Raw genomic sequence first — 14,628 nt, forward strand, 5'->3', positions numbered from 1 at the left:
AAACCTAACTAAAAGTAATTAACCCCAGATTAAATAGTCTGTATTTTTATACAGACTATTTTTTTGCGCGGGCTTTAATTGTTTTAATCAAAACGAAGCAAGTTAAGCAGCGCTTCCTTTTTAGGTGGCTTGTTGGAATGCCTTGATAAGCGATTACCTAATACCAAACAGAATAAGCTACCTATAACTAGGGCATCTTAATTTAAATTCTCGTTTTTTAAGTTAAGTCGTCAGATCACAGATTCTCCATCCTGCATAACTACACTTGTGCAGGTGCTCTGTCGGAAATCGAGATTTATCCATTGCAATACAAAGTAAGTGCTCAGGTCTTGAGAAGGCAACATAGAGCATTTTCATAAATCCTTTTTTTCTTACTGCTTTTGGTTGTATTGTATTTTCGTTGAGGATGTAATCAATTAGAGTACCTATATCAAAATTATAGTTTTTTGTTTCTAGTACAAGTGTTGCAGCATGCGTTTCGCCTTTGACAGAGTGAATAGTAGATACTTCATTTTCTACTCTTCGCCCGTTGATTTCTATTATGACCCTATTAGAGCAAGTTTCATTCAGCGGCGTATTCTGAACAGTAGAATTATCAAAAAGAATAAAGTCCTGTGGAACTATAGATGTTTGTATACCGCTTAACATTAATAATTTTGAAATCGTATTATTCCATTGATTTACATCCATTGAGCTATCAAGAAATTCTTTAACTAAAATATTGAAAGTAAGTAAATTATTTGAATCTTTCAAATATTTACGGGTACTGGCTATGGAGTAAAAATATTTTGAGTTATCTGAAAAAATCAATTCACAGTCACTTATGCGACCACACCTTGCAATGCCATTTAAAATCATTTGATATGCTTCATGGCCGTTTCTTAGACGTTTTGCTTCATAGAAGTAATGAATTAGTTTTTTGGGTTTAAATTTATTGGTATTATTGTTTTTATCAAATGAGTCGAGATAATGGCAAATTGTTAAACTATCTTCTTTTCTTTTTCCGACAGCACCAACAGTTTTTATGGGTTTGACGCTGTCAACAGGAATAACTTGTTCACACAACCTAGCAAATGCATTAAAAACATTATATCTAGAGTTTTCATCAACTAAAAAGATGGTATGTGGAGAAGCCTCTGGAACAGTTTTATTCGAAGTGAGAGCTATACGGTTATAACTTAAATTTTTTGCCAATAAGGCAATTGAGTTATCAAATCGATGACTGTTTTCAACTTTGTTTAATATAGCAGGATTATAAGTTTGGTTTTCTTCTCCACTACCACTATATATTGCTTGATCCGGGTCACCAAACCTCTGATATTGTACATTATCGTGCAGGAATATTTTATTCAATAATTCGTCTTGAAATTTTTGTGTATCTTGCATCTCATCAATGAATGCGATGGGGAATCTGTGACGAATAGAGTCAAGTATTTTGGGGTTTCATGAATGAACTTTTCAGCGAAAGCATACATTTCGTGATAATAATAATATCCATCATTTATGAGTATATCTTTAGCTTTTTTTATTTCCTTATAACTATTTGATGTCGATTCAGAATTAAACCCAGGAACTTTCAGTTTTAGTCGTCCCTCACTAAATTTATATTGCAACTCTTGTAAAGACGTTATGAATTTATTTTCTAAATAAGTCCTTGTTCTTCGACTGAGAAGATACCAAGCTTTGGTGTTACACATTTCGTCATCAATTTGATTAACACATAGCTCATTTGAGCGGAGCGCTGGTATAGCAATGTATTTGTTTATAAATTCCTGAATAGTGCCAATGAAGTGTGGATAAGATAACAATTTAACACCATCTGAATCTTTGTTAAGACGGGCTATAATTTCTTGTTTAGCAACATTTGTGTGTGTCAGAACACAGATACCTTGGTGTTTACTTTGCCATTTTTTAGCTATGATTAGCAACTTTGCAGCAACCATAGTCGTTTTTCCACTTCCAGGACAAGCTTGTACATCATCAAATATTTTTATGATATTTTTCCTTGTTTCATCAAAAGTGATACCTAACTGTTGTTCGATCTCAATAATATCAGCATCATAAATATCAATCATTTTGGTTAATATCTGTATTAGTTGCTGTTTGTAACAATGGGAGTGGTTCAGTCACATATTCGATGGCATCAATAATATAGCTTGGTAGCTTGCTCCTTAATAATTCTGGTTGACCGCTGTACTTTGATATAATGCTCGCTAGTACATAACTAATTTCACTTTTAGCATTCCCTTTACTTTCAATCATTCCGTACAATTGAACAGCTCTAATCTGGTTGTTCGTACTTAAATCGTCAAATCCTTTATTGGTACCGTGTAGTGCAAGATAAATTTCTTCTGCTAACCCATACTTCGCTAAACAGAACTCAAATGTCCAATCGCTAGATATAAATGTTTTAACTAACTCGCCATCATGTGCTTTTTTCGTTGCTATCTGCGAATCTATAGCAGCTTGATCAAGTTCATTAAGCCAATAACGAAGATTGCCACCTGTACCGGTCTCAGAATTTGGTTGTTTTTTTACTTTAAAACCATGAGGGTTAGCAGCTACTTTCTCAGCTTCGTCTGGCCATAAGTCGAGGTCTGTTACACAGGCAACTTTTATAGGTAAAGGACTTGATGTTGTTGAGTTAGAGTTAGAGCGATAAATCTTAGCGTATCTCTTCCTCGATAATCCATTTACACTTACTAGTGATACACCGTAATCCTCCAAGGGTCTGTCGAGTAGCTCGGCAATTTGAGGTAACAGAACAACTTCAGCAACACCTTCGACTAGAAGTACACCTTTTGCAAAGAACATATTAGCTTTTGTGGAATCCAAAAATTTTTCTAAAAACACATAGTCATCCGGTGCTAATGCAGTATGGGTTTCTCTAAGTGGGAAAGCTTTGCCGTTCTGCATTAATATTAAACTTTGAAGAGGGGCTTTTGATGCTAAAACAGTGCTATGAGTAGATAATATGCATTGCAGATCACTATTATCTTCACGTAAGTATTTAATGAACTTTAACTGTAATTGAGGGTGAAGATGTGCTTCTGGTTCTTCAACTAATAAAAGAGGATATTGATCTTCTTCTTGCTTAATTAGCATTAGCTCAGTAGCCATAAACAACAAACTACTATAACCCAGACCGTGTTTAATGCCTGTACCATCAAGTTCGAGGGTGAGCTTCTCTAGAATAGACTTCAATGCAAATGTTTTTTCAGCTTCATTCATATCATTATAAGCTTTACTACCGAGTAAGCTTAATGCTGGGGAAAATACGTTTGACTTAAATGTTAAGGAGTTTAGTAGAGTGGCAATACTTTCTTGTGCGGCTTGAATTGATAGATCCGCTTGAATTTGATTACTTGCTGCTGTAAGTAATTCGATAATACGTTTAGTGGCAACATTATCACCAGCTAGACTGCTGCTACTTCCTAATATTTGTGACAATCTTGATGATCTTCCTGCTTTTAATTCAGCCTCAGCATCACGAAGAGGTTTTAAGTAGGTGGTCGCTAGGTAGTCACGTATGTCTCGTTCAATTATAGGTCCGTCACCAATTTTTCCTGAATGAATTTCAGTTTTAATATATTGGGTTTTTTTTGAGAAGTTTCTAGTTAATTTTGCTGTCAGTGTTATGTAGAGACGAGGCTCGTCAATTTGATCAGCGTTTTCTTCTGTTGTTAAGTGTTCGAGAAAAATTCCAGACTCACATATAGATAAATCAACGAACTGTAATTTTATTTGAAGTTCATTTTTACCACTTAAGAAGTCAGTGTCAGTAATTGAGACCCATTCAGCAGAGGTGGTATCAAGGGCAATTCTTATAGCATCAATGACAGAGCTTTTACCTGCATTATTTTCACCGACTAATAAATTTAAGTCTCTGTTAAACTCGATTAAAAAATTTTCAAACTGTCGAAAATTCCGTACTTCTAGCCGCGATAAATACATACTTGGCATCCTATCCATTTGAGTGTCATTAGTTATCTATGGTAACTTACCAAGAAATAAAAGTAATATTTTATTACTTGGTAAATTGAGTAAATTTACCTTCAAATTAAAGTATTAAGTAATTATCTCACTGAGTAAATATTAGCTAAATTCTTTGTTAGTAAATTATCATGGACAGAAATACGCAGTTTAACCCTATATCAGACTATTTTTTCCTCTAAAAGCGAAGCGCCTCTTAACCTCTTTGTGCATAATTCACTTAATCTATTTCACTAAAAACTAAAAAATCAAACCTACTTAGCCTGATACCTCACTACCACAAACTTAAGTGGCACATCGCCGTTGTTATAAATCCCGTGTAGGTCATTAGGGGCTGCAAATAAAATATCTCCGGTGAGTGCAGGTTGGCTTTTACCATTAAGCGTCCAGGTGCCTGAGCCCTCAAGAATCATTAAGTATTCTTCATCGGGATGCTGGTGGGCAGGGTGTATTTCGTTATTAGGTTTAATAACCGCGACGCCGGTAATAGCGCCTTTGGTGAGTGATGTATCGCCATAAAAGTAGGTATGAAAATCACCGCCTTCGTAGTGAGTGATATGCGCGTCTTTTGGGCTCACTATAGATGAGGTAAGTTGCTTGGGTTTATCTGCTGCGCTGACAGGTAATGCAGTAATTATTGCAGAAGTTAATGCAGCAGTTAATGCGACCGTTAATGCAAAGGTGCCTGCGGCTTTTAGTGATAAAGTGTTTGTTGTGTTTTTCATGTGTGTCCTTGCTAATTTATTTACTAGTTATCTTGCTAGTTAGGTATGCAATTAAGGAATGTGTGCTGTGTTATTTTTGTTCAGTCTATTTTAATAAAACGTTGTTGTCAAAAAGACTATATGGTGTTAAGTTTACCTTGCACACTAAAAAACACACAACAGGTACATCATGCATAAAAATAAACTAACGATTGCTATTTTATTAGGAATGTCGAGCCTTACACTTGGCTGTAATGGCTCAGCAGAGCAAAGTAAACCGACTTTAAAAGCACAAAAAGCGCCGGCGCAATTAACGCTTAAAGCGCAATTTAAAGACCACTTTAAAATTGGTACCGCAATTAGCCGCGACCAAGTGTTAGGAGCTTTGCCTGAAGATTTAAACGTGGCTAAAGCGCAATTTAATACCTTTACGCCAGAAAATTCTATGAAGTGGGAACGTATACACCCAGAGCTTGAAACGTATGATTTTGAAGCCGCTGATGCGTTAGTTAAGTACGCACAAGAGAACAACCAAGAATTAGTTGGGCATACATTAGTGTGGCATTCGCAAACACCTGATTGGGTTTTTGAAGACGAGCAGGGCGAACCGCTTACTCGCGACGCATTACTTAAGCGTATGCAAAACCATATTAATGCTGTTGCAGGGCGTTATAAAAACCGTATTTTTGCATGGGACGTTGTAAACGAAGCATTAAACGAAGACGGCACACTGCGTGAATCTAAATGGAGCACTATTATTGGTGACGACTTTATAGAATACGCGTTTAAATACGCTAAGCAGGCAGCGCCTAATGCCAAGCTGTATTACAACGACTACAACTTGTATAAGCCAGAAAAAAGAGCCGGTGCAATTGCGCTTATTAAAAATTTACAAAGCAAAGGCATTGAAATAGATGGCATTGGCATGCAAGCGCATTATTCGCTTGATAACCCAGAGCTGTCGTTAATGGAAGACTCTATTGTGGCATATGCTGCAACGGGTATTGATGTGATGATAACCGAGCTTGATATTTCAGTATTGCCGTTCCCTGAAGGTGAAGAGCAAGGGGCTGATATTTCGTTAGATATTGCGCTACAAGAGCGCTTTAACCCATACCCTAATGGTTTACCGAACGAAGTAAATACCCAGTTAGGCGAGCGCTATAAAGCCGTGTTTAACATACTTAAAAAGCATGACGATAAAGTAAGCCGCGTAACATTTTGGGGTATAAGCGATGCAGGCACTTGGCGTAACGATTGGCCAATGCAAGGGCGCACCGATTACCCATTATTAATTGACCGTGAGCTAAAACTTAAAAGCTTTGTAAGCGATTTATAATAGTAAAAAACATTTAACCTCCCGTAAAGGATCGCTTAATAGCGATCCTTTTTTGGTTTTAAGCGCTTAAAATAGCTATTTTTGATAGGTTTATTATTAAGATTTCAAGTTAGTTAAGCAATAACTAATATGCGTTTGCAAAGGCACTTGTGGTGTTAAATAGCTAAATGGGAAGTGTGGGTTATTAGGGCTGTCGGGGCAAAATTGCGGCTCTAGGCAAATACCGTCATATGCATTAAACGCACCTTTTAAGTGCTGCCCCGTATATACCTGAATAGCAGGATAGTTAGAAAGCACACTCAGCATTACCTTTTCATCAGCACTTGTAAGCTCAGCGTGTTGCTTATTGGTTTGCAGGTTAAGTGTTTGTTCGGTTATAAAGTTATGATCGAGTTTATCGGTTTTATTGAGCACGCTCGCATCTATGTAGTCAAAAGGCGTATTTGCTACAGGGGCTATTAAACCTGTGGGAATTGCGTGAGAATTTATGGGCGTATAATGCGCGGCGGCCAATTTTAATATATGCCCTTGTGCGCTGTTAGTAATGCCATTTAAATTAAAATACGGGTGTGATGTAGGCCCTGCAATGGTTTTTTTATTACTGGTAATTGTAAATTTAATATCAAGATTACTCTCGTTTTTACTGCTAGTGGTAAAGCTGTACAGCACATTAAATGTGGTTTTACCTGGGTAGCCGTTGTAACCATCGGGTAGGCTAATACTTAAACTTAATGCATTTTTGTGATGATAATCGAGCTGCCAAAACAAGTCGCTTAATGCTTTATGCCCGCCATGAAGTTGGTTATTGCCTTCGTTTTTATTAAGCGCATAAGCTTTATTATCAATGTGTATTTGGGCGTTACTTAGCCTATTTGCATAAGGGCCGGCTACTGCGCCTAAGTAAAACTCGTCGTTTAAATAGTCATTAATATTAGAATAGCCAAGTACAATATTTCTTTTTTTATTATCAACATGGGTAACCCAGCTGGTAAGCCGGGCACCGTAGTTAATAATAGAAATAGTGTCGTTTGCCTCATTACTTAGTGTGTATTGAACAAGTGAAGTTGTCATGGTGGTTACTCTTTTAATTGTTCATTCTGGCTTTTTTAATTTCTTCTTTTACGATTGGATACAGATCGTAAGTTGGGTAAAACTCAGTGCTGTAGGCTTTCCAACCATAACGTTCAATCGATAAATTTACTTTTGGTAATAGTGCTGCCGGAAAGCGCAAAGTAACTACTTGGCCTATGCCCATCATTACTTTCCAAGATTCTACCGTTGCACCCTCTGGCGGAAAATGTTTGTAAAAGTTGGCGTTGTTGAGTATTTCTTTTATTTCAGAGAGGCTTTTTGATTGGTCGTGCTTTAAAAAAATCGTCAGCATTAGTTCATCATTTTGGTCGTCATTTGCCCATGCGTTAAAACTAATGCTTGCACTAAAAAGCATAATTAATAGTAAGTATTTCATCATATTCCTTAAATTTAAAAATGCGCTAAGCATTGGGATACTTAGCGCATTAATTGGATAAAATTGTATTTTTAAGAGTATTAAGCGTTGGCTTTAATTAACGCGTGTGCGGTGCTAACTACGTTTTTGGTTGTAAAGCCAAAGTGCGCTAATAGCACGTTACCTGGCGCCGATTCACCAAAAGTGCTCATACCAATTACTTTGCCTTGTAAGCCAACATATTTAAGCCAGTAATCTTGGTGTGAGGTTTCAATTGCAATACGGTTTACAATTGAGTTTGGTAATACACTTTGCTTGTAATCGTCTGATTGCAGGTCGAACAATGTGGTGCTTGGCATTGATACCACACGCACGGCAACGCCTTGTTTTGTTAGCTCTTTAGCGGCTTGCATTGCTAAATCAACCTCAGAGCCTGTTGCAATTAAAATAAGCTCAGGCGTTTTATTGCTATCGCTGAGAATATAGCCGCCTTTTTCTATGTCGCTAATTTGCTGAGCGGTACGTGGCTGATGGTTGAGCCCTTGGCGACTAAAAATAAGCGCTGTAGGTTGCTGCTGATTTTGTATAGCGTTTTTCCACGAAACAGCGGTTTCTACCGCGTCACATGGGCGCCATGTTACTAGGTTTGGCGTCATACGTAGGTTGGCTAGTTGCTCAATAGGTTGATGAGTTGGACCGTCTTCACCTTGGCCAATAGAGTCGTGGGTATACACAAATATATTTTGTATACCCATTAGTGCCGACATTCTTACTGCGTTGCGGGCATATTCCATAAACATTAAAAACGTTGCGCCGTAATTAATAAAACCACTGTGCAGTGATATGCCATTCATAATGCCGCTCATACCAAACTCGCGCACGCCATAAAACAGGTAATTACCGCTGGCGTCATCTGCGCTTATGCCTTTAGAGCCAGACCACAGCGTTAAGTTAGAACCGGCTAAATCGGCAGAGCCACCTAATAACTCTGGTAAATGCGGGGCAAAGGCTTCAATGGTGTTTTGCGAGGCTTTTCGGCTGGCAATGTTAGCGGCGTCTTTGTTGCACTGTGCAATATAGTTGTTTGCAATAGCTTCAAAGTTGTCAGGAAGGGTGCGTTTAATTACGCGACGCTCAAATTCTTTGCCAAGCTCTGGGTGGCTTTTGGTGTAGTCGCTAAACAGTTGCTGCCATTGTTTTTGTTTTTTATCACCGCTTTGTTTAGCGTCCCAATGGGCGTAAATATCATCACTGATACTAAATGCTTCATTTGGGAGGTTTAAAAATTTACGTGCCGCAGTTATTTCGTCTTTACCTAATGGCGAGCCATGGCAGTCGTGCGAGCCTGATTTATTTGGCGAGCCAAAACCAATCACGGTTTTACAACAAAGTAGAGTAGGTTTGTCGCTCACTTGTTTTGCTTGTGCAATGGCGCTTGCAATTTGTTCTGGGTCGTGGCCGTCTATATCTTTTATTACATGCCAGCCGTAAGCGTCAAAGCGTTTAGCGGTGTCGTCGGTAAACCAGCCCTCAACGTGTCCGTCGATAGATATGCCGTTATCGTCCCAAAAAGCAATTAGTTTACCCAAGCCTAATGTGCCTGCAAGCGAACATGCTTCGTGCGATATGCCTTCCATTAAACAGCCATCACCCATAAAACAGTAAGTGTAATGATCAACAATATCAAAACTCTCTTTGTTAAATTGTGCTGCTAGGGCTTTTTCGGCAATAGCCATACCTACGGCATTTGATAAACCTGCGCCAAGCGGACCTGTGGTTGTTTCAACACCTGGGGTATAACCGTATTCAGGGTGACCTGGGGTTTTTGAATGCATTTGTCTAAATTGTTTAAGCTCGCTAAGTGGTAGTTCGTACCCGCTTAAATGCAATAAAGAATAAATAAGCATAGATCCGTGACCGTTACTGAGTACAAAACGGTCTCGGTTTGGCCAATTTGGATCGGTTGGATTGTGGTTTAAAAAATCGTTCCACAGTACTTCGGCTATATCGGCCATACCCATAGGTGCGCCCGGATGCCCTGAATTTGCTTGCTGTACCGCATCCATACTGAGTGCGCGAATGGCATTAGCAAAAGGCGCACGAGAAGAAAGCTGAGTCATGTATTACCTCAAATAAAATTAAAAAAGCCCGCACGTAATGTGGCAGGCTTGAGGGAAATTAGTTTAGTAGGTCTTCAACCAATTTAGCTAAAATACGTTGGTCTTTGGCAAAGTTACGAATGCCTTCACCGAGCTTTTCGCTGGCCATTGCATCTTCGTTGTGCTGCCATAAAAATTGCTCATGGGTGAGTGCGGTTAAGTCACTTTGCGGTGCTTTGGCAATGTTTGCAGCGTCAAGCTTTGTAACCAGTTCACCTTCTTGGCTTTGTAAACTATTTAACAGTGGTGGCGAGATAGTGAGTAAATCACAGCCAGCAAGTTCGATTATTTCTTCAATGTTTCTAAAGCTTGCGCCCATTACCACCGTTTTATAATCGTACTTTTTGTAATACTGATAAATACCAGTAACCGACTGCACACCAGGATCTTCACTTGGGGTGTACTCTTTGTTTTCAGACGCTTTATACCAATCAAGAATACGCCCAACAAACGGAGATATAAGCGTTACGTTAGCTTGTGCGCAGGCAATGGCTTGAGCCATCGAAAAAAGCAGCGTTAAGTTACACTTAATGCCTTCTTTTTCTAACTGCTCGGCGGCTTTAATGCCTTCCCACGTTGAAGCAAGTTTAATGAGTACGCGGTCTTTTGAAATACCCGCTTGCTCGTAAAGTGAAATAAGCTTACGCCCTTTGGCAATACTTGCTTGGGTGTCAAACGATAAACGCGCATCTACTTCGCTCGATATACGCCCAGGTATTACTTTTAGTATTTCACAGCCAAAGTTAACAATAAGTTGGTCGCATATAGCGTCAACGTTGTTGCCAGCTTTTTGTATAGCGTCTTCAATTAAATGTTTATATTGAGGTAATTTTGCAGCTTGTAAAATTAACGAAGGATTGGTTGTTGCATCAACCGGTTGTAGGGCTTTGATTGACTCTACATCGCCACTGTCGGCAACGACTGTGGTTACTTTTTTGAGTTGTTCTAACAAGTTCATAATGATGTACGCCTCGGCTTTAAAACCGAGGCGATGTCCTTATACGTAGCGGTTAACAATATTCTCAAGCAGCTCTTGGCGACCAGAAACTTGCTTAGGATCGATGTTGTTCTCGTGTACTAAGGCAGAAAGGCTCTCAAGTGATTGCTCACCATTTAGAATGCTTTGACCTAGGTCTTCTTTCCAACCAGCGTAACGTTTTTCAACAAAATCAGTCAGCTCGCCACCTTCAATCATTGCTGCTGCATTGAGTAATGCTTTAGCCATTGTATCCATACCGCCAATGTGACCAATGAATAAGTCATCACGCTCACACGATTGACGACGAAGTTTAGTGTCAAAGTTAAAGCCACCGGTTGTAAAACCACCCATTTTTAAAATTTCGTAAACAACAAGTGTGCACTCGGCTACGTCGTTAGGAAATTGGTCAGTATCCCAACCGTTTTGCATGTCGCCACGGTTAGCATCAATACTACCCATAATGCCTTCTGCGCAAGCAACTGCAATTTCGTGATGGAAACTATGACCCGCAAGTGTTGCGTGGTTTGCTTCAATGTTTACTTTAATTTCGTCTTGTAAGCCATGCTTATATAAAAAGCCTGCAACCGTTGCTGTATCGTAATCGTACTGGTGCTTAGTTGGCTCTTGTGGTTTTGGCTCAATTAATAATGTGCCTTTAAAACCAATTTTTTTCTTGTGCTCTACAACCATTTTCAAAAAGCGTGCGTACTGTTCGCTTTCTTGTGCAAGGTCTGTATTTAGTAGCGTGTCGTAACCTTCACGGCCACCCCAAAGTACGTAGTTTTCGCCGCCTAAACGATGCGTAATTTCCATTGCATGTTTAACTTGTGCTGCTGCATATGCATACGTATTAGGATTAGGGTTTGTTGCACCACCGGCACAAAAACGTTGATTTGAGAATAAGTTAGCAGTACCCCACAGTAGTTTTACACCTGTGCGCTGCATTTCTTTTTCGATAATGTTAGCTATGTGCGTTACGTTATCGTGGCTTTCTTGTAGTGTTTTGCCTTCAGGGGCAATATCAACATCATGAAAACAAAAGTAAGGAACGCCTAATTTTTCATAAAATTCAAAGGCTACTTTTACTTTTTGTTCAGCAAGTTCTAATTGGTTGCCTACAGGTTGGATCCAAGGACGGTCAAACGTACCTTCACCAAAAATATCAAACCCTGTAGAACAAAAGTTATGCCAGTAACAGGCTGCAAAACGTAAATGTTCTTTCATTGTTTTGCCAAGCACTACTTGGTTTTCGTCGTAGTAACGAAATGCAAATGGGTTTTTAGAGTTTTCACCCTCAAATTTAATTTTTTCAACGTTTGTAAAAAATTGTTCGCTCATAATGTGCTCCATTAATTTTATAATAGTGTATTAAAAGTATGTTTTTACACTTTGGTAAAGTGCTTTGTATGTTGTGTATTGCTGTGCGTAAAAGTCTTGCATAACTGGGTCTGGCTCAATTGTTTGCGTTACTTTGCCGTTAACACACACTTGTTGTGCAGGGAGTTGTGTTACTGCTATTCGGGCAAGCCTTGCTGCGCCAAATGCAGGGCCAACTTCTGAGCCTTCTCGGTAAATAAGGGGGCGGTTAAGTACGCTTGCGATGATTTTTCCCCACAGTGGGCTCTTAGCGCCGCCACCAATAACGGTTACATCGTCAATTTGTGCGCCAGCATCAAGCAGAACTTGTTGGCCATCGGCAAAGGCAAAAGCAACGCCCTCGAGTACTGCGCGGCCAAGGGCTGCTGCATCGGTATCGCTGTCTAAACCAAAAAACACACCTTTGGCATCGGGGTTATTATGCGGCGTACGTTCGCCAGTTAAATAAGGTAAAAATATCACTGAGCTTGGTTTGCTAAAGTCGCATTTGCTTACTTGTTCAAGCAATGCTCCTTCGTTTTCAAAACCGGTTAATTTAGTGACCCAGGTTAAACAGCTCGCTGCGCTTAACACCACTGACATTTGGTGCCAGGTGTTTTCAATGCAATGACAAAAGGTATGTACTGCACCTTCTGGGTTAGGCAGGTATTTTTCGTTGGCAACAAAGTAAACGCCCGAAGTACCTAATGATAAAAACGCTTGTTTAGGCCTTACTACGCCAACACCGGCAGCGCCTGCGGCATTATCGCCTCCGCCTGCAACAACAGGTACTTGCTCCATTCCCCATTTAGCAGCCACTTCAGCGGTTAATTTGCCCGTAATTTGTGTGCCTTCAAAAAGAGTAGGCATGTGTTGCTCTGTTAAGTCGCAGGCGCTAAGCATTTTTTGTGACCATGCTCTTTTTTCTACGTCTAGCCACAGTGTGCCTGCAGAGTCAGACATGTCTGATGCAAAATCGCCGGTCATTAAAAAGCGTAGGTAGTCTTTTGGTAACAATACTTTGGCTACTTTTGCAAAGTTTGCTGGCTCATGCTCTTTTAACCACACTAATTTTGGTGCAGTAAAACCAGGCATGGCAATGTTGCCGGTAATATTACGAGAGTTAGGTTCGCGTTTTTCAAGCTCTACACATTGCGCTGCGCTGCGCCCGTCGTTCCATAAAATGGCGGGGCGAATAATATTATTGTTTTTATCAAGTAGTGTTGCGCCATGCATTTGCCCAGAAAGGCCTACTGCCTTTACTGACTTTAGTAATGCAGGGTGAGTATTTTTAAGCTCCTCGATTGCGCGAGATGTAGCAAGCCACCAATCTGCTGGATTTTGTTCAGAAAAAAGGGGGGCCGGGCGTGAAACGCTCAAAGATCCACTTGCTTGAGCAAGCAATTGGTCTTGCTCGTCTAAAATAATTACTTTTACACCTGAAGTGCCTAAATCGATACCAAGGAACATAAATGTGATGCTTAATGTTGTTTTAGTGTTAGCGCTAACATTAATGATTTGATATTGTTAAGTCAAGCTAGTTTTAAACTATGTTTAACAATTAATTTGCAAGTTTATTGCTTGGTTGTTGGAGTTCACTTAAATTTCTTTTTAAGATCATAAGGAAACACTATGAAAAAAATAAACTGGGGTATCGTTGGTTGTGGCCGAATTGCTGCACAATTTTGTGAAGACTTAGCACATACCAACAATGGTGTTGCGTACGCGGTTGCAGCAAGAAACGGGAGTGATGCAACCGCTTTTGCGAGCAAGTATGGTGCGGCCAATGCCTACGAAGGGTATCAAGCATTATTTGACGATAAAAACGTTGATGTGGTTTACATTGCGACCCCGCATAACTTTCACTTTAAAAATGCCAGCGATGCTATTAAAGCAGGTAAGCATGTATTGTGTGAAAAGCCCATTACGGTCTCGGCTGAAGAGTGTAAGCAGTTGTCTTTACTGGCTAAAAAGCACGACGTATTTTTAATGGAAGCCATGTGGACGTACTTTTTACCAGCAATACAAAAAGCTAAACAATGGGTAGAAGAAGGACGAATAGGCACTATTAAGCATGTTAAAGCCGACTTTGGCTACCCCGTGCCTTTTAATCCCGGCGGGCGTGAATACAACCCAGATTTAGCGGGCGGTTGTTTACTTGATATGGGAATTTATCCGCTAGCTATTGCCAATTACTTTTTAAATAACGACCTTGAAAACTTATACGTAAGAGCAAATATTCGCTACAAAGGCGTGGAAGACGATGTACTTATTACGGCTAATTGTGGCGATGTAATGGTGAGCTTAGCAACGTCATTTCAATGTCGGTTAGGTAATGGCGCGTATATTATTGGCGACAAAGGCTATATAAAAATACCCGATGCATTTAGAGCTTATGAGTGCTCTTTGTATGAGCTTGATGATTTAATTGAGCATTTTGAAGATGGCAGGCAGTCACAAGGTTACAGCTTTGAAGCCCAAGAAGTAGGGCGCTTACTGAGCGAAAATAAACGAGAGAGTGACATTATGAGCCACTCTCAGAGTTTACTTTTACAATCGCAAATGGAGCGTATTAAAGCCCTGTTTTAAAATAGTTTTAAGAGAACTTTAATAGAGCTTTAAAAGAGTTTTAAAAAGCTTTATATCAGCTC

The 14,628-nt window shown here is 39.6% G+C and carries 12 protein-coding genes; 2 read left to right on the plus strand and 10 right to left on the minus strand.

Annotated elements, in window-relative coordinates:
• Positions 1–222 precede the first annotated feature (222 nt).
• From I6F49_RS01425 to I6F49_RS01440, 4 genes are all read right to left on the minus strand, one after another.
• A complete protein-coding gene (locus I6F49_RS01425) occupies positions 223–1,386 on the minus strand; it encodes a hypothetical protein (protein ID WP_231615001.1) in 1,164 nt (387 codons plus the stop codon).
• A complete protein-coding gene (locus I6F49_RS01430; RefSeq protein WP_197178079.1) occupies positions 1,350–2,075 on the minus strand; it encodes a UvrD-helicase domain-containing protein in 726 nt (241 codons plus the stop codon). Before I6F49_RS01430 ends, I6F49_RS01425 begins: the two co-directional genes overlap by 37 nt.
• Positions 2,068–3,972, minus strand: a complete 1,905-nt coding sequence (locus tag I6F49_RS01435) for an ATP-dependent nuclease (RefSeq protein WP_197178080.1) — start codon at positions 3,970–3,972, stop codon at positions 2,068–2,070. The genes I6F49_RS01430 and I6F49_RS01435 overlap by 8 nt, the downstream gene beginning before the upstream one ends.
• Positions 3,973–4,247: 275 nt before the next feature.
• Positions 4,248–4,718, minus strand: a complete 471-nt coding sequence (locus I6F49_RS01440; RefSeq protein WP_231615002.1) for a cupin domain-containing protein — start codon at positions 4,716–4,718, stop codon at positions 4,248–4,250.
• Positions 4,719–4,887: 169 nt separating this feature from the next.
• Between I6F49_RS01440 and I6F49_RS01445 the strand changes: the two genes are divergently transcribed.
• Complete coding sequence (locus I6F49_RS01445; RefSeq protein WP_197178081.1) at positions 4,888–6,036, plus strand: endo-1,4-beta-xylanase; 1,149 nt, start codon at positions 4,888–4,890, stop codon at positions 6,034–6,036.
• A gap of 96 nt (positions 6,037–6,132) precedes the next feature.
• On the opposite strand, the gene I6F49_RS01450 is transcribed toward I6F49_RS01445, so the two are convergent.
• The 6 genes from I6F49_RS01450 to xylB form a co-directional block, all read right to left on the minus strand.
• Positions 6,133–7,107 carry an aldose epimerase family protein gene (locus I6F49_RS01450; protein ID WP_197178082.1) on the minus strand — a complete coding sequence of 325 codons (975 nt, stop codon included), beginning with the start codon at positions 7,105–7,107 and terminating at the stop codon, positions 6,133–6,135.
• A gap of 13 nt (positions 7,108–7,120) precedes the next feature.
• Entirely contained in the window at positions 7,121–7,504 is a 384-nt protein-coding gene (locus I6F49_RS01455; RefSeq protein ID WP_197178083.1) for a hypothetical protein, read from the minus strand.
• A gap of 80 nt (positions 7,505–7,584) precedes the next feature.
• Complete coding sequence (tkt, locus tag I6F49_RS01460) at positions 7,585–9,603, minus strand: transketolase (RefSeq protein ID WP_197178084.1); 2,019 nt, start codon at positions 9,601–9,603, stop codon at positions 7,585–7,587.
• 58 nt (positions 9,604–9,661) lie between these two features.
• The gene (tal, locus tag I6F49_RS01465; protein ID WP_197178085.1) at positions 9,662–10,600 is read right to left on the minus strand and encodes a transaldolase; all 939 of its coding nucleotides are present in this window, start codon (positions 10,598–10,600) and stop codon (positions 9,662–9,664) included.
• Positions 10,601–10,639: 39 nt separating this feature from the next.
• Positions 10,640–11,959, minus strand: a complete 1,320-nt coding sequence (xylA, locus tag I6F49_RS01470; RefSeq protein ID WP_007375167.1) for a xylose isomerase — start codon at positions 11,957–11,959, stop codon at positions 10,640–10,642.
• 30 nt (positions 11,960–11,989) lie between these two features.
• The gene (gene xylB / locus I6F49_RS01475; protein ID WP_197178086.1) at positions 11,990–13,447 is read right to left on the minus strand and encodes a xylulokinase; all 1,458 of its coding nucleotides are present in this window, start codon (positions 13,445–13,447) and stop codon (positions 11,990–11,992) included.
• Between the two features lie 162 nt (positions 13,448–13,609).
• Here xylB and I6F49_RS01480 point away from each other — a divergent pair, with 162 nt between their 5' ends.
• Complete coding sequence (locus tag I6F49_RS01480; protein ID WP_197178087.1) at positions 13,610–14,566, plus strand: Gfo/Idh/MocA family protein; 957 nt, start codon at positions 13,610–13,612, stop codon at positions 14,564–14,566.
• Positions 14,567–14,628: the final 62 nt, after the last annotated feature.

Origin of the sequence: Pseudoalteromonas sp. SWN166 (assembly GCF_015864485.1) — a bacterium.
Lineage (GTDB): Bacteria > Pseudomonadota > Gammaproteobacteria > Enterobacterales > Alteromonadaceae > Pseudoalteromonas.